Source organism: Streptomyces sp. NPDC050439, from assembly GCF_040655335.1.
Classification (GTDB): domain Bacteria; phylum Actinomycetota; class Actinomycetes; order Streptomycetales; family Streptomycetaceae; genus Streptomyces.
Window position 1 is genome coordinate 268445 of the sequence record NZ_JBFAJT010000001.1, and the last position, 19064, is coordinate 287508.

Consider the following 19064-nt stretch of genomic DNA (forward strand, 5'->3'; position numbering starts at 1 on the left):
AGACTCCGGCGCGCACGCTGCCGTCGGAGCCATCTTGCGCACACAGATCGCGCACACAGAGAAAGCTCGGGGAAACGTGAAGACTGCAGCTCGAATGATGGCCACGGGTGTCGCCGCGATAACGCTGATGGGGACAGGCGTCACCGTCGCGGAAGCCCAGGCGCCCCGCGCGGCGGCCGCCGGCGGATGGCACTGCTCAGGTGCAAAGATCTCGCGGTGCATCGAGAAGGTCGCCACGAACAAGGTGCGGGTGAACTTCACGAACAAGACGTACAAGGCCGTCAAGGGACGGTTCGGCGTGACATGCGCCGGCACGTCGGGCCAGCGTGTCTACGACCTGAAGACGAACCTCTCGGCGCGCGGCGGATACCTTTCCGGCACGATCACCTGCCCTGCCGGGTTTCGCGACAGCGCCTTCGGATGGCAGATCACTGCCGACACCTACTACAGCCCCTCCATCAACATCTGACCTCTTGCGCAGTGTCTGATCTCCTGTTGCTCAATGTCTGATCTTTTGCGCGAACGGCAGAAGTTTCATGAGCCGTTGAGTGGCAACACGGTCCGCATGGCTGAAGAGAGAAGAAACTCTGATGACAAGGCCGGAAACGCTCGGCAAAGCACGAAGACAGCAGCCGCCAAGGGGCGGTCCACTGCGAGTACAGGGGCGAGCAAGGTGAACAGCACTGCACAGAAGGCCAAGCAGGAATCGGCTGAGGCTGCCGAGAAGGCGAAGGGGTCCGCCGGGGAGGCGGCCGACGCCGCCGGTTCCGGTGCGCAGTCGTTCGGTCTCGCGACACAGCGGGCGAAGCAGGCGGCGGCCGCCGGACTCGAGAGCGGCGGCAAGACGGTGGCGGCAGCCACCGGCAAGGTCACGTCGACGGCGGTCGCAGGCTGGACCCTGGTGAAGAACCGCAAGGCCATAGCCGCGGGTGCCGCCGCAGGTCTCGTCAGCGTGGTCGGTCTTTCCTTCACCGCCGGGCGCAAGACAGCGAAGATCCAGGGCGGACCGCTGACGCGACTGACGCATGGCCGTCTCTGATTTCTGCCTCATACAACCCATCACTTCAGGCGTCGGGGTGGAGAGAGCCCAGCTCTCTCCACCCCGACGCCTGTCTGTGGCCGTATGTGGTCCTCCTTCACCTCACGCGGAGGGCACCGTGTCCTCGAAGGCGGTGCCCGCGGTGCGGTAAGCGGCCACCTTGGCGGCCACCTGTGCGGGGCTCAGGACCTGATCCTTGACGTGCAGTACGTAGTCGACCTGCTGGTCGTACGCGCGCGGGGTGGTGCTGGTCTGCCCGGCGAGGTCGATCAGCCACTGGTTGAAGTTGATGGACATGGGCCGCTCCGGCAGATACGCGGCGTCGTGGGTGCCGAACGACTGGCCGTCGACGTAATACTTGATGGAGTTGTTGTCGATGGTGACGACGAGGTCGTGCCAGCCGGCGTAGCTCTGCCGGCTCTCGGTGTGCTGGTTGACGGCCTGCCAGGGGTCAGGGTTGTAGGTCTCCCAGGACGTCGTGTACAGGATGTTCGACGGCTCGCCCCAGCCACCGTTGGGCAGATACTCGAAGTCGTACTCGGCGTAGTCGTCCGCCATCGGTGCCTTGAGGTCGTTGATGGTGAAGAACGTCTGCACCAGGTGATCGCCGTCCGGGCCGCTCTTGGGCGCGTCGCTGAACTTCACGCGCGCCGCGTAGGTCCCGTTCTTGAACTTCGTCGCCTTGGTGAGCACTTCGGTCTGCTTGGTGCTCTCGCCCGTGCCGGCCGTCGATGTCTCCAGGTTCATCACCGAGTTGCCGCCGGAGGCCGAGAACGTGACGTTCTGCGGCGCCCAGGTCGCCCCCGGCACTCCGGGGCCACCCGAGTTGGAGCGCACGTTCCAGCCGTGCGCCGAGATGGCCGGGTCGTCGTGCTTCGTGTAGTTGAAGTCGTCGAAGAGGCTCGGACCGGGGCCGGGCGGGTCGGTGGGGTCGGTCGGGTCCGTCGGGTCGGTGGGGTCGTTGCCCTCGGGGGCGGTGCCCCAGACCGTCGCCCCGTCCAGTTGTGCGGTGACCTTCGTCCAGTTCGCGTAAGAGCTCTGCGTGGCGCCGAAGGAGTAGTCGTCGCGCTGGTTCAGCGACTGCCAGTCGGAGCGGTGGAAGCGGAGCTGGAGGTCGCCGCTGTCGGCTCCGGCGGCAAGGGAACCGGCGCCCGAGGTGAAGCCGATCTCCAGATAGCGGTCGGCGGTGGCGGTGGGGTGGGCGAGCGTGCCGAAGGTACCGGTGATGTTGCCGCAGCCCTTCACGGCCCACGAGCAGGCGAAGCGGTAGTTGGCGCTCGCGGAGTCGGCCTTGAAGTAGTAGCGCAGCTTCACGCCGCTCAGTGCCACCGGGGAGGAGCCGGTGTTCTTCACCTTCAGCCAGGGTTCGGCCTGGTCGCTGCCGGTGGAGCCGGTGTGGTACTGCACCGACACGGCGCCCGCGGCGGCGCCGGCCTCGGTGGCGGGCAGTGCGGCGAGAGTGGAGCAGCCCATCAGGGCGACGAGAGCGCAGCGTGCCGATCTCGTGAGCGCGGTGCGGGAGGGCTTTCGTGCAGGACTCATCTCGATTCCTCTCCGAAACGGTGGGGGACGGGGACGTACGGGTCGAACGGTCCGTGCCGCACGCCGAGTGCGGCGAGCCTGGCGCCGTGTGCGATCAGGCGTGCGCGTGCCAGGGGCCAGGGCGAGGCGCCGTGCCAGGCTCGGTCGGCGAGCGCGGCGAGCCGGGGGAAGGTCAGGTAGTCGACGTGGTTGGCGGTGGGGGCGAGTTCGGTCCACAACTGGGCCTGTACGCCGATCAGTTCGCCGCCCGCGGTGTGGTCGTCGGGTGGGTCGTGGTCGTGGACGGTGCGCAGATCGACGACGGCTCCGGGCTGGGCGGGTGGTTCGTCCGGGGATGCGGACTGGGCGTAGTCGAGGTAGGTGGCGCTGTAGTGGCTGCTGATCACGGTGTGTCCGCGTTTGAGGGCGACGCGGGTGTGCTCGGGATCGCGCCAGGTCATGACGGTGAACTCGGGTGGCAGTCCCTCCCCTGTCTCGGCCCACGCGGTCGGGACGCGGCCGCGCTCCAGGAGGTGGTCGCCGATCCGGCCGAGGAACCAGCCGCGCAACTCGCCCGGCCCCGACAGGCCTTCGGCTTTGATGCGTGCGCGTGCGGCGGGGCTGGTGGCCCATTCGATCGTGGGGCATTCGTCCCCGCCGATGTGCACGTGCGGGGAGGGGAAGATGTCCAGGGCGGTGTCGAGGACGGTGCGGCAGAAGTCGAGGACGGGTTCGTGGACGCCCAGGACCGTGTCGCACACTCCCCAGCGGGTCCATACGTCGAGTCGGCGGCCCGGGACGTTGCCGAGTTCGGGGTAGGCCGCCAGGGCCGCGCGGGTGTGGCCCGGCATCTCCACCTCGGGCACGATGGTGACGCCGCGATCGGCGGCGTGGGCGACCAGGTCGCGCAGTTCCCTTGCCGTGTAGGCCCCTTCGTGCGGGGTGCCGTCGAAGATGTCGGATCCGTCGGGGCCCACCATGGACTGGGCGCGCCGTGCGCCCACCTCGGTCAGCAGCGGGTAGTCGGCGACCGGCATGCGCCAGCCCTGGTCGTCGGTGAGGTGCAGGTGCAGCACGTTCAGTTTGTGCAGGGCCAGCAGATCGACGTAACGGCGCAGGAACGACACGGGCTGGAAGTGGCGTGCCACGTCGAGCATGAAGCCGCGCCAGGCGCGCCGCGGTACGTCGGTGATCTCGACGCAGGGAAGCCTCCAGGGCACGCCGGGGCGGGCACGGCCGGAGAGGGCTTCGACGGGGAGCAGTTGCCGGATGGTCTGGATGCCGCGCAGCAGGCCGGTGGGGTGGGCGGCTCGCAGCAGCACGGCGTCGGGTGAGATGGTCAGGCCGTAGCCTTCCGGGCCGAGTCCGCTCAGTTGTGGGTCGTGTGCGAGGACGAAAGGCGCGTCGGGGGCGGCGGGGAGCGGGAGTCCGGTGGCCGGTGCGATGAGGGTGCGCAGCAGGGCGGCGGCGGGTTCCGCGCCCGGTGTGACACGGAGCGTGGTCGCTGCGTCGAGCGTGAAGTGTCCTGGTCTCACGGTCAGTTGGGTGGGTGCGGGCACGAGTGCGGGGCGGGACGCGGGCACGGCGGACCTCCGGTGCGGGCGTGGGGATGCGGGACAGGCGCGGTGCGGGTCAGCCCTTGACGGCGCCGGAGGCGAACCCGGATGTCACGTGTCGCTGCAGCAGCAGGAAGATCGCGAGGGCGGGCAGCGCGAAGAGGGTCGAGGCGGCCATGGTGGCGCCCCAGTCGGTGCCGAAGGTGTTGTGGAACGAGGACAGCCACACCGGCAGGGTCCGGTGGTCCTGCTGTTTGATGATGAGGAAGTTGGCGTAGGCGAACTCGTTCCACGCCGTGATGTAGCCGAACAGGGAGGTCGCCATCAGTCCCGGCGCGAGCAGCGGGAACGCCACGTGGCGGAACGCGCCGAACCGGGTGCAGCCGTCGACCTGGGCCGATTCCTCCAGCTCCGCCGGGATCGTGGCGATGAAGCCGCGCAGCACGACGACGGTGAAGGGCAGCGTCATCATGAAGTAGATGAGGGTCAGCGTCGGCAGCCGGTCGAGCATCCCGGTGTCCCGGGAGATGATGTAGACGGGGATGATCAGGGACTCCCACGGCGCCATCTGCGCGATGAACACCATGAGCATGAACTGACGTCGCCCGCGCCAACGCATCCGGGCCACCGCGAACGAGGCGCCGAGCGCGACGATCAGGGCCAGGGCGACGGCGGCCAGGGTGACGAGCACGCTGTTGCGCCAGAACAGGGCGAATCCGTCCGCGTCGACGGCTCGCCGGAAGTGGTCGAACGTCCAGCTCTGCGGCAGCAGTTGGGGGCTGTCGGACTGGATGTCGCGGGAGGGTTTGAAGGCGGTGGTGACCATCCAGTAGACGGGGAAGAGGCAGACGACGACCGTCACGGTGGCGGCGATGTTGAGCGGCAGGCGGCGCAGTGCGCGCGAGGTCGTCACAGCTCGTTCTCCTGTCGGAACATCTGGCGGAAGTAGGCGACGAGCACGCCGGACATGAGCAGCACGGTCAGCATCGACGCGGCCGAGCCGAGGTCGTAGCGCTGCTGGGCCAGTGCGGTCTGCACGGCGTAGACCGGCAGGATCGTCGTGTCGTCGCCGGGGCCGCCGCGGGTCATCACCCAGATCTGTACGAACGCCTTGAACGTCCAGATGACTTCGAGGGAGAGCACGAGCATGAAGATCGGCCGCACGATCGGCAGGGTGACGGAGTGGAAGATCCGGAATCCGGACGCGCCGTCGATGCGCGCGGCCTCGTAGAGTTCGGCGGGCACGGTGGTCAGCGCCGAGTACAGGGTGATCGCGGCGAACGGCACCGACTGCCACACGACCAGGGTGACCAGGATGGCGAACGCCGCCGGCCCGTGGGCCAGCCAGGGATAGCCCTCGAAGGAGCTGAAGCCCAGGCCGGTGAGCGCGTGGTTGACGATCCCGAACTCGGAGTGGAAGAGCCACTGGAACACGGTGGTCGCCGCGACCACGGGCATCGCCCAGGTGAGGACGAGTGCGCTGAGCACGGCCGTGCGGCCGAAGCGCCCGAGCCGCTCCACCATCAGCGCCACGAGCGTCGACAGGACCATGATCAGTGCGACGTTGACGGCCATGAAGAGGAAGGTGCGGCGCACCACGGCCCAGAACCGCGGGTCGGACAGCAGTTCCGTGTAGTTGTCCAGGCCGGTGAACTGCGCGTCTCCCATGATGAGTTGACGCAGGCCGAAGTCCTGGAAGGAGATCAGGACGGCCCGCGCCAGCGGGTAGGCGAGCAGGTACAGCATCCCGAGGACCGTGGGTGCCACGAGCAGGTACGGCCAGATGCCGGACATCGTGGAGCGGCGGGTGGTGGGGGCGGGCGGACGCCGAGGCGGTCGGGACACCACCGGGTCGCGGACGATCGTCACGGCGCACTCCTCTCGGTGTGGGTTGGCGGTGCGGGGACTCGGTGCGACGTGGTCAAGGGGCGGGTCAGGAGCCGGACTTCATGGCGGTGGTGATGGCGTCGGACGCCTCGGCGGCCTTCTTCTTCGGGTCGCCGCCGGTGAGGACCGCGGTCAGGTAGTCCTTGATGGGGTTCTTGGCCTCGACGGCCGCCCAGCCCGGCGTGTTGGGCGTCGCATGGCCCACGGCCGCGCCGACCGCCATGGCGGAAGCACCCGGATCGTCGGCGACCGCGCCGGCGAGCGTGGTCTTGTTGGGGACGTAGCTCATGGCGACGGCGAGCTTCTTCTGCCACTTGTCGCCGGTCAGCTCCTTGACGAAGGTGTACGCGGCGTCGTGGTGTTGCGACACCGTCGGGATCACCAGGTCGGAGCCGCCGGTGAAGACCGCGCCCGGAGTGTCGGCCGTCTTGCCCGGGATCGGGAAGAAGCCCAGCTTGTCCTTGAGCTCGGGGTTGTTCTGGGCGACGACGTTGGCGCCGCCCGGCGTGCTGATGACCTGCGCGACCTGGCCCTTGGCCATCACCTCGGCCTGCGGCGGCTGCGCCTCGTCGGAGTCCTTGGGCCCCTTGCCGAGGGCCTGCAGCTTCTCGTAGAAGGCCATCGCGCGCAGCGCCTCGGGGCTGTCCAGTGTGCCCTTCCAGGTGCCGCCCGACTCGGTGGCGAGGTCGCCGCCCTCGTCCCAGACGAAGCCGGCGTAGGTGTACCAGTTCTGCCCCGGCAGGTAAATGCCCTGCTGGGAGCCCTTGTTGAGCTTCTTCGTCGCGGCCACCCACTGGTCGCGGGTCTTGATGGCTGCGGCGTCGATGCCGGCCTTCTCGAAGAGGTCCTTGCGGTAGATGACGACGCGGTTCGCGGCGTAGTACGGGATTCCGTACTGCTTGCCCTCCCAGGCCCCCGGCTCGGCGAGCCCCTTGAGCCAGGCGTCGCCGCCGAGGTCGTCGACCTTGTCGCTCAGGTCTTTGAGGCCGCCGCTCTGGGCGAACTGGGCGACCTGGGTGTTGCCCGTCTCGATGACATCGGGGGCATCGTTGCTGGCCAGCGCGGCGGTGACCTTCTCGCCGATGCCGTCCCACTCCTGGATCTGAATGCGTACGTCGATGTCCGGGTGCGCGGCCTCGAAGCCCTTCTCGAAGTCCTTCTGGAAGGCGGCCGAGACACTGTCGCGCATCAGCCACACATCGATCGATGTCTTCCCGCCGCCGGCAGAATCCCCGTCACCGGAGCCGGACGAACAGGCACTGAGCCCGGCGACCGCGACGAGCGCGGACACACCGGCAAGGAAACGGAACTTCACGGTTCACCTCTGGGGTGCCGGACCTAACCAGCATCTAACTGGTCAGGTGACCTCTGGTGAGGGAGAAAGCTGGCATAGACCAATGGCCGCGTCAACCCCCGTCACACGCAGGGGAGTTAATGATTTGGTTGTCGATCTCCAGCCTTTCGTGGTCAACTGGTCAGACAGCTGGTCGTACGGCAGGAGGGGGCGCACGGTGACCACCGACGCGAACAACGCGGGCGGGACGGCGAAGGCAGGGATCGGGCGGCGCTCCTCGGGAGCAGTGCTCAAGCGGGAGCGGGTCCGTGACCACCTCCTGCAACTCATCGAGTCACAGAGCCCCGGCGATCCCATCCCCTCCGAGCGCACGCTCTGCGCGGACCTGGGTGTCTCGCGCCCCACCCTGCGCGCGGCCGTCGACGAACTGGTCGCGGCGGGCGTTCTGGTCCGCGAACACGGCCGCGGCATGTTCGTCGCGCCGGAGAAGATCACCCAGGAACTGATCTCGCCCGCGCACGGGTTGAAGGTGCCGCTGGCAGGGGGCGCCTGGTCCAGCCGTCTCCTGGAGTTCACCACCATCCAGGCCGGCGCCCGCGTCGGCCGCAAGCTGCGCCTCTCCCCCGCCGCCCGGATCGTGTACGTGGCCCGGCTGCGTCTGGTCGACGGCGCCCCGATGGCCATCGAGCACCTGCACATCCGCGCCGATCTGGTGCCCGGCCTCTCCGCGCAGGAACTGGAGAGCGGCGATCTGTACGAGCATCTGAGCGAACACCACGACGTTCATGTCCGCGAAGCGACCCAGACCATCGAGCCGACGGTGGTGACCCGGGCCGAGGCCGAGGTGCTCGAAGTGCCCGAGCTCTCCCCCGCCCTGCTGGTCGAGCGGCTCACCTCGGACCACTCCGGCTGCCCGGTCGAGTACGTCCACTCGCTCTACCGGGGCGACCGCTACCGCATCGTCTCCCGGCTCACCCTCGGCCCGGCCGCGACCGCACCGGAGCAGACGCCCAGCCACCACCCCGGCATCCCACCGGGCGACTTCGCCCACCGGGACACGGTCGCCTCCTCGGCACACGGCGACGTACAAGCCCTCTGAACCAGGCATTCACGCCGGCACCAGGCCGCTGGAGAGTGTGCTCCGACCAGCCCCGGCCAAACGCCGGGGCGTGCCTTTCCATGCCCGAGTCACGCTCCTCACACACACCCTGCACACTCTTTGACCGGCATCCGAAACGGTCGCTACGGTCCCCGCTGCGATCTTGCACGTCGACCGAGTGGAGCAGAATCCTGTGTCACATCAAGCGATGTCAGCCCCGAGCTGGCTGCGGGACAACGCCGACACCCTCATAGGAATCCCGCTGCGCATCGCGCTCATCGTCGTGGGCGCGATGATCGTCCGAGGTCTGGCCAAGAGGGCCATCACCCGCGTCGTGCAGCGCATCCTGCAGCCTTCGGAGGAACAGGAGCAGCCGCGCCGCACCAGCCGCGGCCCTGCCGTGCTGCACCGCGACCGCAGCCGGGCCAACGAGCGCCGGGAACAGCGCGCCCGCACCATCGGCTCGGTGCTCAGCAGCATCGTCACCGTCGTGGTCGGCGTCATGGCCATGGCCATGCTCCTCGACCAGATCGGCATCGCCCTCGGACCGCTGCTCGCCAGCGCCGGCGTGGTGGGCCTGGCCATCGGCTTCGGCGCGCAGAGTCTCGTCGCGGACTACCTGTCCGGCATGCTCATCATGCTCGAGGACCAGTACGGCGTCGGCGACTCCGTCGACCTCGGGGAAGCTGTCGGCGAGGTGGAGCACGTCGGCCTGCGGCTCACCCAGATCCGCGATCTCAACGGCGGTCTGTGGCACATCCGCAACGGCGAGATCCTTCGCGTGCGCAACGACAGTCAGGAGTGGGCCCGCGCCGTCCTGGACGTCTCGGTGGCGTACGAGTCCAACCTCGACACCGTCTACAGCGCGCTGGAACGTACCGGTCGCGCCATGCGCCAAGAGGCGCAGTTCGCCTCGGTCCTGCTGGAGGACCCCGCGGTCTGGGGAGTTCAGTCCCTGGACGCGGACGGCGTCGTGGTCCGTGTGGCCGTCAAGACCCTCCCGCTTCAGCAGTGGGCCGTCACGCGCGAGCTGCGCCGTCGCGTCAAGGAAGCCCTGGACGAAGCGGGCATCGACATCCCCTACCCCCAGCGCACCGTATGGATGCGTACGGACAACGACATCACTGTCACCGCGGGCAGCAGGACGTCAGCAGCAAACTGACTCATCTCCGATCTCCGGAAGCCGGTGCAAGAACTTCACTTCTTGCGCCGGCTTCTTGTGTCGCTCCCGTGCGTGCACGACGCCCGATCGGGAACCCGGGACGTCATGGGAATCATCAGCAATGTGGAGAACACTCTGGAGAAGTGGGTCGACCCGCTGTGGACACGCCTGCTGCCCGGCCAGCACGACCAGCCGGAAGTGCTGGCCGAACTGCGTCAGGAGTGCGACGAGAACACGATCATCATCGACCGGCAACGCATCGTGGCACCCAACACGTACACGCTCGAACTGCCGGTGGACACGCACAGGAAGCTGGCCGCGAGCAAGGCGCAGGTGCAACGTCAGCTCGGCGCTCAGGTCTGCCGGCACGCGGCTGAGCAGGGCTACACCTTCCCCGGCCCGGTCTCGGTGCACGTGCACCCCACACAGGACGACACGGTCGACCGCTTCCGCCTGCACTGCGACATCGACCCCAGCGAGCGGACCGACCCCACTCCGTGAGGCAGTCCGCCTCCTGCCCACCGCTTACGGCTTACCGCTTACCGCTTGCGCAACAGCGCGCAGACGAAGTTCTCCTCCACGGTCCGCAGTCGCTTCAGGAGATCCGGCTTGTTCGTCTTGTTGATCTGCGTGGTGAGTGAGAGGGTCAGCGACCGCTTGCCGTTCGGCGAGGCCGCGATCAGTTGCGTGTAGCCGGGGAAGTTGCCCGTGTGGCCGTACACCACGCCGCAGCGGGTGGTGTACCGGAAGAGGGCCAGGCCGGCCTTGTTCTTGCCGGGGCCCGCGGGTTCGGACGCGCCGTTCACCCACTTCAGCTGCTGTCGGCGTGTCCGGTCGGAGATCAGCTTTCCGCCCGCGTAGCCGCGGATGAACGCCGTCGTGTCCTTGGGCGTGGAGATGATCCCGCCCGATGCCCACACGCCTGACGCACTCAGCACCTCGCTGAGGTCCTCGGGCGGGTTCGGCGGGCTGACGTCGTAGCCGTGCATGTACGGCCTCGGCATCCGGTAGCCCTGCGGCAGGCTGGTGTTGCGCAGGCCCAGCGGGCGGTACACGACTTCGGCGAGCAGCTCTTCGTAGGGGCGTTCCGTCACCGCCTCGGCCATCAGCGCCACGGCGATGTTGTCGGAGTTGGAGTAGGTGTACCGGGCCCCGGGGCGGAACACCAACGGCTCTTGGGCCACGAAGTCCAGCAGTCGGCGGGAGTCGAAGTGACGGCGCGGGTTCTCGGTCACCAGGTCCAGGAACCTCGGGTTCGCGCTGAAGTCCGGCAGCCCGCTGGTGTGGTTCAGGAGCTGGCGCAGCGTGACCCGGTGCCATGCGCGCGGCAGCCGGGGAAGCACCTTGCCGATGGTGTCGTTCAGGCGCAGCTTCCCGCAGTCGACGAGGTGGAGGGCGACGGCTCCGCTGTACGCCTTGGCCGTACTGGCGATGCGCATGTGGTCGGTGGCCCTCATCGGGCGGTCGGTGCCGACCTTGGCGACCCCGGCCCGGTAGACCTCGGTGCGGTGCCCGCGCTTGAGGACGGCGATCGCTCCGGGCGGTCCGCCGGGCGCGGTGGTCAGTTCCCGCAACTGCCGTTGCAGCGACCGGTCGTGACCCGCGGGCACATCCGCGGCGTGTGCCGGGGCCTGCACCAGGCCCGCCGTGCAGGCTGCGGCGAGGAGAGCGACCAGGGGGAGGCGGACCTGCGGAGAGCTGGGAGCTGGCACGGAAGGACTCCTGAGACGTGAGCGCGGCGGGACGTCAGAGCGACCACCTGCCGAAAGGGCAGCTGATCTTCTGGGCCCACAGGTGTTCCAGCACCGACGTGCTCCTCACCAGGGCACCTTCCGTTCATCCCATAACAGGATGTACAGAAACAAACCGCTGCCCGAAGACCTACGTGACGCGGCCGCACTGCACCTCAATGAGTGACACGGAAGCCACCAGCCCCAACGCCCCCACCGCCGACGAAAGCCTCAGGGGATCACCGTTCCCGAGCCGTTGTCGTTGCTCAGGTTCGCGCCGAACAGCGCCTGCGCCGCCGGAGCACCGATGTCCACCGGGTTGTACGCGACCGACTTCGAGGCCGTCGCCCCCGAGGCGGCACCACGCAGCAACCACACCGCGCCGCCGTTCACGACGCTGCCCAGGTTCTCGCCCGGGGCTCCCGTGACCAGGTCCGCCTTGCCCTCGCCCGTCATGTCAAGCACGCGCAGCGACCCGCCGAACAGGTCGCCGGACTCCGCGACTCCCGGCACACCCTCCGTGTCCTGGTGGAACGCCTGCGCGCCCGTGCCGCTCAGCCCGTTCTTGCCGCCCTTGAGCAGCACCACGGCGCCCGCCTTGGCCTTCGAACCGATCGCCTCGCCGGGCACCCCGACGGCCAGATCGGGGTAGCCGTCGGCGTTCACGTCGCCGGTGGCCAGCCGTCCGCCGAACTGGTCGCCCTTCTCGCTCGCCCCAGGGACGCCCGCCGTGCTCTGGGTGATCGTCTGCGTGCGGGTCTGGCTGGGGCCGGTCGGCGAACCGTAGTAGATCTTCACGGTGCCGGGGTCCTCCTCGGTGCCCTCCGTGTCGCCGTTGGGGAAGATCCGGGTGGCGAGGTCGGCGTAGCCGTCGTGGTCGAAGTCGGCGACGGCCGTGCCGGCGGAGGAGTTCAGGGGCCGCGGAACGGTGGACAGGCCGGTCTTGGTGCCGAGCCAGAGCTTGCCGCCCTCGGCGTGGTTCTCGTAGACGTAGAAGGTCGCGAGGTCCTCGATGCCGTCGCCGTTGAAGTCGCCCGCGGCCGTCGAGTTGATGGAGTTGTCGGTGCTGTAGACCTTGACCTGCTGGTCGCGGGCGGGGGCGCCGCTCCGGGTGAAGGGGCCGTAGAGCACGTCGTGGTAGTCGTAGTCCGTGCCGTTGCGCATGAACAGATCCGCGTGCCCGTCGGCGTCGTAATCGCCCGCGGTGAGGTCGTCGCCGACCTCGGCGTTCGCCGGTGCGCCGATACGGACGGCGCCCTCACCGGAGACACCGGTCGCCCGGCCCCACAGGACGCTCACCGAGCCGTTGACGTTGTCGTCGGGCCGGTAGTCGCGGGCGACCACCGCCAGGTCGGTCAGGCCGTCGCCGTCCAGGTCCCGGGAGATCATCGCGTAGCCGAAGACGTGGTTGTCGCCGGAGGCGCCGGGCACACCGGCGGTGTCCTGGGTGATGACCGTGGTGCGGGCGGGGTCGAGACCCCGCGCCGAACCGTAGCTGACCGTGATGTGACCGGCCCGCTCATGGCCGCCGACCTTCGCGCCGGGGGCGGCGACGGCCACGTCCTGGTAACCGTCGCCGTCGAAGTCCTCGCGCACGGTCGCGGCGCCGTCCTCCGCGAAGGCGCTGCCCGCGACGATCGGCACGCCGAGCGATCCGATCAGGGCGGCGGCCACGGCGGTCGATATGGCAGGTCGGCGAATGCCCACAGTTCCTCCTTGAGCGCGAGCGACGTCAAGACACGTGCGCGCAGATGTGATTCACCTTCGAGACTCACGGAAACCGTGGATGGTTGTGCGGAGAACGACACCTGAACGGGCGGAGGCCGGCTGTGGAGGCGGCGCGGGCCGCGGATGCCTCAGGTGGTGATGGTGGCCACCGGATCGAGGCCGTAGGTGCGGGCGTAGCCGTTCTCGGCGCCGACGAGCAGGTCCACGACCTCGAAGTAACGGTCCCAGAAGGGAGTTTCCCGCAGTGCGTCGATGAGGAGCTGGTAGTCGTGATGACTGTCTGCTTCCCAGACCCAGATGTCGGTGACGCGAGCCGAGTAGAACTCGGTGTCGTAGAAGCGTGAGCGGACGCCGGTGGTCCTGGCCTCGATGACGGGGACGACCTCGGTGGCGAAGGCGTCCACCCGTTCCTGGACGGTCATGGCGAGCCATTCGGGGGTGGTCTTGACGAGGATGAAGGCGGTCACCGTCGCTTCGGCTTCCTTGGTGGGCATGAGGGGTCCTTCCAACTGGCGCATGGTTGCGGTGTGGTGGGCAGCACCGTCGACTCGATGGTGCGGTGGTGTGGTGATGCGGGCCCGGGTCAGGCCAGGACGGCCGGCTTGAGGGTCTGGGCGCACCACTGCTCGAAGGTGGTGGGTGAGGCGGTGTCCGCGGTGCGGGTGACGCCCGCGTCGAGGCCGTTGTCCTTGGCCTGCTTCATGTCGGCGATGCCCTGTACGAACGCTGCGTCGAGGCCGTAGCCGACGAGGGTGGTGCGCAGATCCTCCAGCGACTGGCGCTCGTAGCGCACGGGGCGGCCCAGCTGCTCGGTCATGATGCGGGCCAGGTCGTCGGGGGAAAGGTCCTGGGGCCCGAGGACCGGGACGTCGCCGGTGCCGGTCCAGGAGCGGTCGAGCAGCAGGCGTGCCGCGACGGCGGCGATGTCGGCGACGGCGACGAGGGGGGCCTTGCGGTCGGCGTCGGCGGCATCCGTGAAGACGCCTCTCTCGCGGATCGAGTCGGCCTCCTCCAGGAGGTTCTCGAAGAAGGAGGGGTTGGCCAGCGCCCGGTAGGCGGCGCCGGACGTCGCGATGAGGTCGTCCATGGCGAGGGACGCGGTGACGAGCCCGGCGCGGTCGGCGAGCGGAGTGCCGCGGCCGAGCGCGGAGACACCGACGACGTGCCCGACGCCGTGGGCAGCGAGCGCCTTCGCCGCGGGGTGGGTGAAGCCGCGGTAGGCGTCGGCCGGAGACAGGGAGGCGTCCGGGGGGACGAGCCAGAAGACGGCGTCGGCGCCCTCGAAGGCCCGGTCGACGACCTCGGGGTCGCCGTGCGAGCCGACGACCACCTCGGCGTGGTCGCGTACTTCGTCGGGCAGGCGGGCCGGATCGCGTGCGATCACGCGCAGTTCCTCGCCGTGGGTGGGGGCGGCCCGGACGAGCAGGGGCAGCAGGTGGCGGCCTATGTTCCCCGTGGGAGCAGTGATGACGATCATGAAAACCTCGTGGGTCGCGCCGGATCGGTACGTCCCTCATCCTGCGGAGAATCACGGCGATGCCACAATGGGAACCTTGGCACGCAATCATTGCCTGAAATGGAATGACCCTGGTGAACAGCGCTGATCCCGTCATCGACGCCAATCTCGCCGTCGCGCTCGACGCCTTGCTGAGCGAGCAGAGCGTCACGCGCGCCGCCGCCCGCCTGCACACATCCCCCGCAGCCATGAGCCGCACCCTGGCCCGCCTGCGCCGCATCCTCCAGGACCCGCTGCTGGTCCGGGCAGGGCAGCGCATGGTCCCCACTCCGCGCGCCCAGGCCCTGCGCGACGAGGCCGCCGCGGTCGTACGCAGCCTGGGCGCACTGCTCACCCCCGGCACCGCCGTCGACCCCGCCACCCTGCGCAGCACCTTCACTCTCCAGGCCGCCGATCTGGTCGGCGCGGCACTGGCCTTCGGCCTGCTGCGACTGACCCGGCAAGAGGCGCCCGGGATCTCCCTGCGGTTCAGGGCCGAGGAGTTGGAGGCCGGCCCGGCCCTGCGCGACGGCCGAATCGACCTGGAGGTCGGCTCCATCGACCACGTCGATCCCGAGACCCGGGTCGAGAAGCTGCTCACCCTGCGGATGGTCGCGGCCGTCCGGACCGGCCACCCCTTGACCGAAGAGCCCTTGACCCCGGCCCGGCTCGCCGCCGCCGACCATGTCGCGGTCAGCCGCCGCGGCCGGTTCACGGGCCCTCTCGACACCGCCTTGGCCGCACACGACCTCCGCCGCCGGGTCACTGTCGTCCTTCCCAGTCACCTGGCCGCGATGGCCCTGGCCGCCCGCAGCGACGTCGTCTGCCTGGTCCCCGCGGCGCTCCCCGGCGAGGCCTGTTCACCCCTCACCGCCGACGCCACCGCTCTCGGCCTGCACCTCCTCGACATCCCCCTGCCCCTGCCACCCCTGACCCTCGGCATGGCCTGGCACCCCCGCCAGGACGCCGACGGAGCCCACCACTGGCTCCGCGACGCCGTACGCCGCACACTTCACGCACCGGAAACCTCAACTGCCTGACGCGCGCGCTCACTTCAGCGGACGATGACCGGGGCCGAGGGAAGCGACGGCCCCCAATCCGATGGCAGCAGCGCCCACGAGCCGTGCCGCAGCCACTGCCCGAACCGGATCGGCCCGGCACCGCCGACATGATCGAGGGAGAGCGGGACGATCCGCTCGCACGTGGCCCGCCCGTCCCACCACACCGTGCCTGCCAGCGGGCCGGTCAGTACCAGCAGCGTGGCGAATCCACAGCCGTGTTCCTGTATGACGACGGCGCCTGCTGTCTTCCAGTCCTCGAATCTGCCCACCTCGTCGTCCCAGCGGCGCCAGGCGCTCCGGTACGCCCTCTCGGTTCTGAAGGACTCAGCTCGCGGTTCACGATCCATCAACTCATCGTCGGCCTGGGCGTAGGAGTCGGGATGGGGAAACGGCACGGCCAGGAGTGCACGCCGCTCTTCGTCGTTCCCGGCCCACCACCAGCCGCGGTCGGTCTGCATCAGCCTGGCCAGCGCTCCGCCCGCGCTGACGTCGCGAAGGTAGGTCCGGTACTCCTCGGGGAGGAGCACACCCAACTCGCGCTCGGCCTCGATTATCTCGGCCTCAGAGAGAGGCGGTTCAGTCATGGAGCGATCTTAGGAGCCGGTGCGATGCCGGTGCTGGGGAGAGCGGGGATCAGGGCTGCGAGGCGTTCGAGTTGCTCACGCTGGGAGCGCAGGTCCAGGGCGCCGAGTCGTACGACGACGTGCCGGACCCCGGCGGCGGTGTACTGCCCCAGGCGTCGCAGCACTTGGTCCGTCGAGCCGGTGACCACGGCCTGGATCCTCTCCAGTTCCTTCAGCGGCATGCCGTAGGTGGCCCGTGCGTAGGCGTCCATTGCCCGACGGCAGTCTTCGACGTCGTCGTCGATCCGTGCCGAGACGAACAGTGCGGGGGTGACGTCTTCGGCTGCGCGCCCGGCGTCGGCTGCGGCCCGGTGGACATTGCGGAGGCCGGATGCGTAGTCGGCGGGGTCGGGTGGGTAGGGCAGCCAGCCGTCGTATTTCTGTCCGGTACGGGCCTGCGCCGCGAGGGTCGCGCCGCCGAGCCAGATGGGCGGGCCGCCGGCGTGAAACGGCCTGGTCGTGGGCGGGATGCCGTCGAAGCGGAAGAACTCGCCGTGGAAGGAGTCAGCGCCGTCCCACAGGGCCCGCCAGAGCGCGACCGTCTCGTCCAGGCGGGCGAAGCGCCTCTCCCACGGCAGCTCGGACAGCGCGTACAGGGGCCTCCCGAAGCGCCCGGGAAAGCCCGCGCCGACCGTTACGGTGAGCCGCCCACCGGACAGCACATCGATCGACCCGAGGGTCTGCGCGGCCTGGACCGGCCGCCGCAGGAACGGCAACAGCGCGGCCGTACCCAGCATCACGGTCTCGGTCGCCGGAGCGAGCGCGGCCAGCATCGTGAGCGCCTCGATGCGCGGGCTGATCAGGGAGTCGTTGACGAAGAGCGAGCAGAAGCCCAGGCGTTCGGCCCGGCGGCCGAAGGCGACCAGCTCGCGAGGGTCGTCGGCCGCGCCCCACTGGGCGGTTGAGGTCGGAAGCAGTACACCGATGTCCATGCCGGTGATGTTCACGATCGCCGTGAGAGGCGACAATTCCCTCCGGGGAATGGCCCAGGACCCACCATCGCGGTTACAACGGGTCCGTGGACTTCCCTCAGGTACTTCGCGAACGGCGCACCCGCCGTCATCTCAGCCAGCTCGACCTGGCGCTTCGGGCGGGCACCACGCAGCGGCATCTCAGCTTCATCGAATCGGGCAGGTCCGCCCCCGGCCGCAACATGGTCGTGCGCCTGGCCGAGTCGCTGCAACTGCCCCTGCGCGAGCGCAACGAGCTGCTGCTGGCCGCGGGGTACGCACCCGCCTACCCCGAGAGCGCACTCGACGACCCGGTCCTGGCTCCCGTGCGCACGGCCATCGATCACATCCTCCGCGGGCATCTGCCGTATCCGGCGCTGGTCGTGGACCGTGGCGGTGACCTGGTCGCCGCGAACAGCGCGTTCGACCTGATCACCGAAGGGGCCGACCCCGAGCTGATCGGCCCCGGCAAGAACATCTACCGGCTGGCGCTGCACCCCCGGGGACTGGCTCCCCGCATCCGCAATCTCGCCGAATGGGCCCGCCACATCCTGGCCCGCCTCGGCCACCTGGAAGAGTTGCACACCGAGCTCAGTGGCTACGTCCCGCCGCTGGCTCCGTCCGACGGTCCACTCGGTTTCGCGGTTCCGCTCCGCATCCGGTCCTCGTACGGTGAGCTGCGCCTGATGACGACCGTGACCACCTTCGCCACCGCCGTCGACGTCACCCTTGCCGAGCTGAAGCTGGAGGCGTTCTTGCCGGCCGACGCGGCGACAGCCGAGGCACTCTCGGCGGCCGCCGGGCCACTGGGCGTCTTCGCTGCGGCGGATCAGGCCCCGGGGAACATGTAGTCGGTCTTGATCCGCCCGTCGTCGTCGAGCACGAGGACTTCCAGGCCGCCGCCCACCACGTCGTCGTTCTCGGCGGACACCGTCTCCCAGCGGAACTTGACCACGCCGTCGAGGCGTACCGCGTCGGGGCGGGAGCGGAAGATGAGTCCCTTCTTCTCGACGAACCGCTCATGGCTTCGCGCCACTCTGGCCTCGATGGCGTCGTACCCCCGAGCCTCCAACGTCGTGTGCTCGAAGCCGAGTTCGGCGGCGATGTCCCTGATCTCCGCGGGCGGGTGGAGGATGTGGGTGCCGTCCTCGGCCCACAGCCGCTCGATGGCCGCGCGGCGTTCGGCGGCGTCGGACAGGGTCCATTGCGTCATGTAGCGGTCGGCCAGGTACTGCGGGTCGATCTCGGTCATGTGCGACTCCTTGCAGGGCAGGTCACTTCGGACCAGATCCTGCGTTGCCCTGCGGTGACCGACAATTCCCTGCCGGGAATGGCCCGGCCTAGCGCAGCACGCGATAGTGGAGGAAGACGACCTTCGACTTGAAGGTGCGGGTCTCGACGAGGTCGAGATCCACCCGGCGTTCGTGCCGGTCGAAGAACGGGATGCCACCGCCGACCAGCACTGGGCAGAGCCTGACCCGGTACTCGTCGATCAGACCCGCCGCGGCCGCCTGGGCGGCGAGCGTCGCGCCGCCGATCGCGATGTCGCCCTCCCCCGGCTCGGCCCGCAGTCGCCCGATCTCCTCCGCCACGCTGCCCGAGGCGAGGCTGGCGTTGCCCTGCAGCTGCGACAGGGTGGTGGAGAACACCACCTTGGGGAGCGGGTTCCACTGCGCGGCCCACGCGCGCTGGATGTCGTCGAGCGGTGAAACCTGGTCGGCGGTCTCCCAGTACAGCATCGTCTCGTACAGCCGCCGCCCCAGCAGATAGACGCCGGTCCGTCGGATCTCGTCGGTGACGAAGCCAAGGAGTTCGTCGTCCGAGTCCGTCCAGGCGAAGTCACCGTCAGGCCCGACGATGTAACCGTCGAGCGAGACATTCATGGAATAGGTAACGCTGCGCATCACGCGTCCTCCTCG

General features: G+C 69.2%; 20 protein-coding genes. 7 read left to right on the forward strand and 13 right to left on the reverse strand.

The window, feature by feature from the left end:
• Positions 1-34: 34 nt before the first annotated feature.
• Together AB0I66_RS01315 and AB0I66_RS01320 are read left to right on the forward strand one after the other, a co-directional pair.
• Entirely contained in the window at positions 35-469 is a 435-nt protein-coding gene (locus AB0I66_RS01315) for a hypothetical protein (protein WP_363205597.1), read from the forward strand.
• A 204-nt stretch (positions 470-673) separates the two neighbouring features.
• On the forward strand, positions 674-1039 hold the full coding sequence (locus tag AB0I66_RS01320) for a hypothetical protein (protein ID WP_363205598.1): 366 nt from the start codon (positions 674-676) through the stop codon (positions 1037-1039).
• 102 nt (positions 1040-1141) lie between these two features.
• Here AB0I66_RS01320 and AB0I66_RS01325 read toward each other — a convergent pair whose 3' ends face one another.
• From AB0I66_RS01325 to AB0I66_RS01345, 5 genes are all read right to left on the reverse strand, one after another.
• The gene (locus AB0I66_RS01325) at positions 1142-2512 is read right to left on the reverse strand and encodes a cellulose binding domain-containing protein (protein WP_363206639.1); all 1371 of its coding nucleotides are present in this window, start codon (positions 2510-2512) and stop codon (positions 1142-1144) included.
• 65 nt (positions 2513-2577) lie between these two features.
• Complete coding sequence (locus AB0I66_RS01330) at positions 2578-4143, reverse strand: beta-N-acetylhexosaminidase (RefSeq protein ID WP_363205599.1); 1566 nt, start codon at positions 4141-4143, stop codon at positions 2578-2580.
• 49 nt (positions 4144-4192) lie between these two features.
• On the reverse strand, positions 4193-5029 hold the full coding sequence (locus AB0I66_RS01335) for a carbohydrate ABC transporter permease (protein ID WP_363205600.1): 837 nt from the start codon (positions 5027-5029) through the stop codon (positions 4193-4195).
• Positions 5026-5985 (reverse strand): sugar ABC transporter permease, encoded by a 960-nt coding sequence (locus AB0I66_RS01340; protein ID WP_363205601.1) that lies wholly within the window; start codon positions 5983-5985, stop codon positions 5026-5028. Before AB0I66_RS01340 ends, AB0I66_RS01335 begins: the two co-directional genes overlap by 4 nt.
• 64 nt (positions 5986-6049) lie before the next feature.
• Positions 6050-7318: an extracellular solute-binding protein gene (locus tag AB0I66_RS01345; RefSeq protein ID WP_363205602.1), complete on the reverse strand. Its 1269-nt coding sequence runs from the start codon at positions 7316-7318 to the stop codon at positions 6050-6052.
• A gap of 241 nt (positions 7319-7559) precedes the next feature.
• On the opposite strand from AB0I66_RS01345, the gene AB0I66_RS01350 reads away from it, so the two are divergent.
• The 3 genes from AB0I66_RS01350 (at position 7560) to AB0I66_RS01360 (ending at position 10059) form a co-directional block, all read left to right on the forward strand.
• On the forward strand, positions 7560-8396 hold the full coding sequence (locus AB0I66_RS01350; protein ID WP_363206640.1) for a GntR family transcriptional regulator: 837 nt from the start codon (positions 7560-7562) through the stop codon (positions 8394-8396).
• 208 nt (positions 8397-8604) lie between these two features.
• Positions 8605-9558: a mechanosensitive ion channel family protein gene (locus AB0I66_RS01355; RefSeq protein WP_363205603.1), complete on the forward strand. Its 954-nt coding sequence runs from the start codon at positions 8605-8607 to the stop codon at positions 9556-9558.
• Positions 9559-9681: 123 nt separating this feature from the next.
• A complete protein-coding gene (locus AB0I66_RS01360) occupies positions 9682-10059 on the forward strand; it encodes a DUF3662 domain-containing protein (RefSeq protein ID WP_363205604.1) in 378 nt (125 codons plus the stop codon).
• 38 nt (positions 10060-10097) lie between these two features.
• Here the strand turns inward: AB0I66_RS01360 and AB0I66_RS01365 are convergent, their stop codons facing one another.
• The 4 genes from AB0I66_RS01365 to AB0I66_RS01380 all read right to left on the reverse strand — a co-directional run bounded on the left by AB0I66_RS01365 (position 10098) and on the right by AB0I66_RS01380 (position 14493).
• On the reverse strand, positions 10098-11270 hold the full coding sequence (locus tag AB0I66_RS01365; protein WP_363205605.1) for a serine hydrolase domain-containing protein: 1173 nt from the start codon (positions 11268-11270) through the stop codon (positions 10098-10100).
• Positions 11271-11519: 249 nt separating this feature from the next.
• Positions 11520-12995: an FG-GAP and VCBS repeat-containing protein gene (locus tag AB0I66_RS01370; RefSeq protein ID WP_363205606.1), complete on the reverse strand. Its 1476-nt coding sequence runs from the start codon at positions 12993-12995 to the stop codon at positions 11520-11522.
• A gap of 149 nt (positions 12996-13144) precedes the next feature.
• Complete coding sequence (locus AB0I66_RS01375; protein WP_363205607.1) at positions 13145-13510, reverse strand: darcynin family protein; 366 nt, start codon at positions 13508-13510, stop codon at positions 13145-13147.
• A gap of 89 nt (positions 13511-13599) precedes the next feature.
• Positions 13600-14493 carry an NAD(P)H-binding protein gene (locus tag AB0I66_RS01380; protein ID WP_363205608.1) on the reverse strand — a complete coding sequence of 298 codons (894 nt, stop codon included), beginning with the start codon at positions 14491-14493 and terminating at the stop codon, positions 13600-13602.
• A 104-nt stretch (positions 14494-14597) separates the two neighbouring features.
• Here AB0I66_RS01380 and AB0I66_RS01385 point away from each other — a divergent pair, with 104 nt between their 5' ends.
• A complete protein-coding gene (locus AB0I66_RS01385) occupies positions 14598-15551 on the forward strand; it encodes a LysR family transcriptional regulator (protein ID WP_363205609.1) in 954 nt (317 codons plus the stop codon).
• 14 nt (positions 15552-15565) lie between these two features.
• Here the strand turns inward: AB0I66_RS01385 and AB0I66_RS01390 are convergent, their stop codons facing one another.
• Both AB0I66_RS01390 and AB0I66_RS01395 read right to left on the reverse strand, forming a co-directional pair.
• Positions 15566-16156 (reverse strand): SMI1/KNR4 family protein, encoded by a 591-nt coding sequence (locus AB0I66_RS01390; protein WP_363205610.1) that lies wholly within the window; start codon positions 16154-16156, stop codon positions 15566-15568.
• Positions 16153-17127 carry an LLM class flavin-dependent oxidoreductase gene (locus tag AB0I66_RS01395; protein ID WP_363205611.1) on the reverse strand — a complete coding sequence of 325 codons (975 nt, stop codon included), beginning with the start codon at positions 17125-17127 and terminating at the stop codon, positions 16153-16155. The genes AB0I66_RS01390 and AB0I66_RS01395 overlap by 4 nt, the downstream gene beginning before the upstream one ends.
• 86 nt (positions 17128-17213) lie before the next feature.
• On the opposite strand from AB0I66_RS01395, the gene AB0I66_RS01400 reads away from it, so the two are divergent.
• Positions 17214-17996, forward strand: coding sequence for a helix-turn-helix transcriptional regulator (locus tag AB0I66_RS01400; protein ID WP_363205612.1), 783 nt, complete (start codon positions 17214-17216; stop codon positions 17994-17996).
• Here the strand turns inward: AB0I66_RS01400 and AB0I66_RS01405 are convergent.
• Positions 17975-18397, reverse strand: a complete 423-nt coding sequence (locus AB0I66_RS01405) for a hypothetical protein (RefSeq protein WP_363205613.1) — start codon at positions 18395-18397, stop codon at positions 17975-17977. The two genes, AB0I66_RS01400 and AB0I66_RS01405, sit on opposite strands and share 22 nt — an antisense overlap.
• Before the next feature lie 88 nt (positions 18398-18485).
• Positions 18486-19049: a dihydrofolate reductase family protein gene (locus AB0I66_RS01410; protein ID WP_363205614.1), complete on the reverse strand. Its 564-nt coding sequence runs from the start codon at positions 19047-19049 to the stop codon at positions 18486-18488.
• Between the last annotated feature and the right edge of the window lie 15 nt (positions 19050-19064).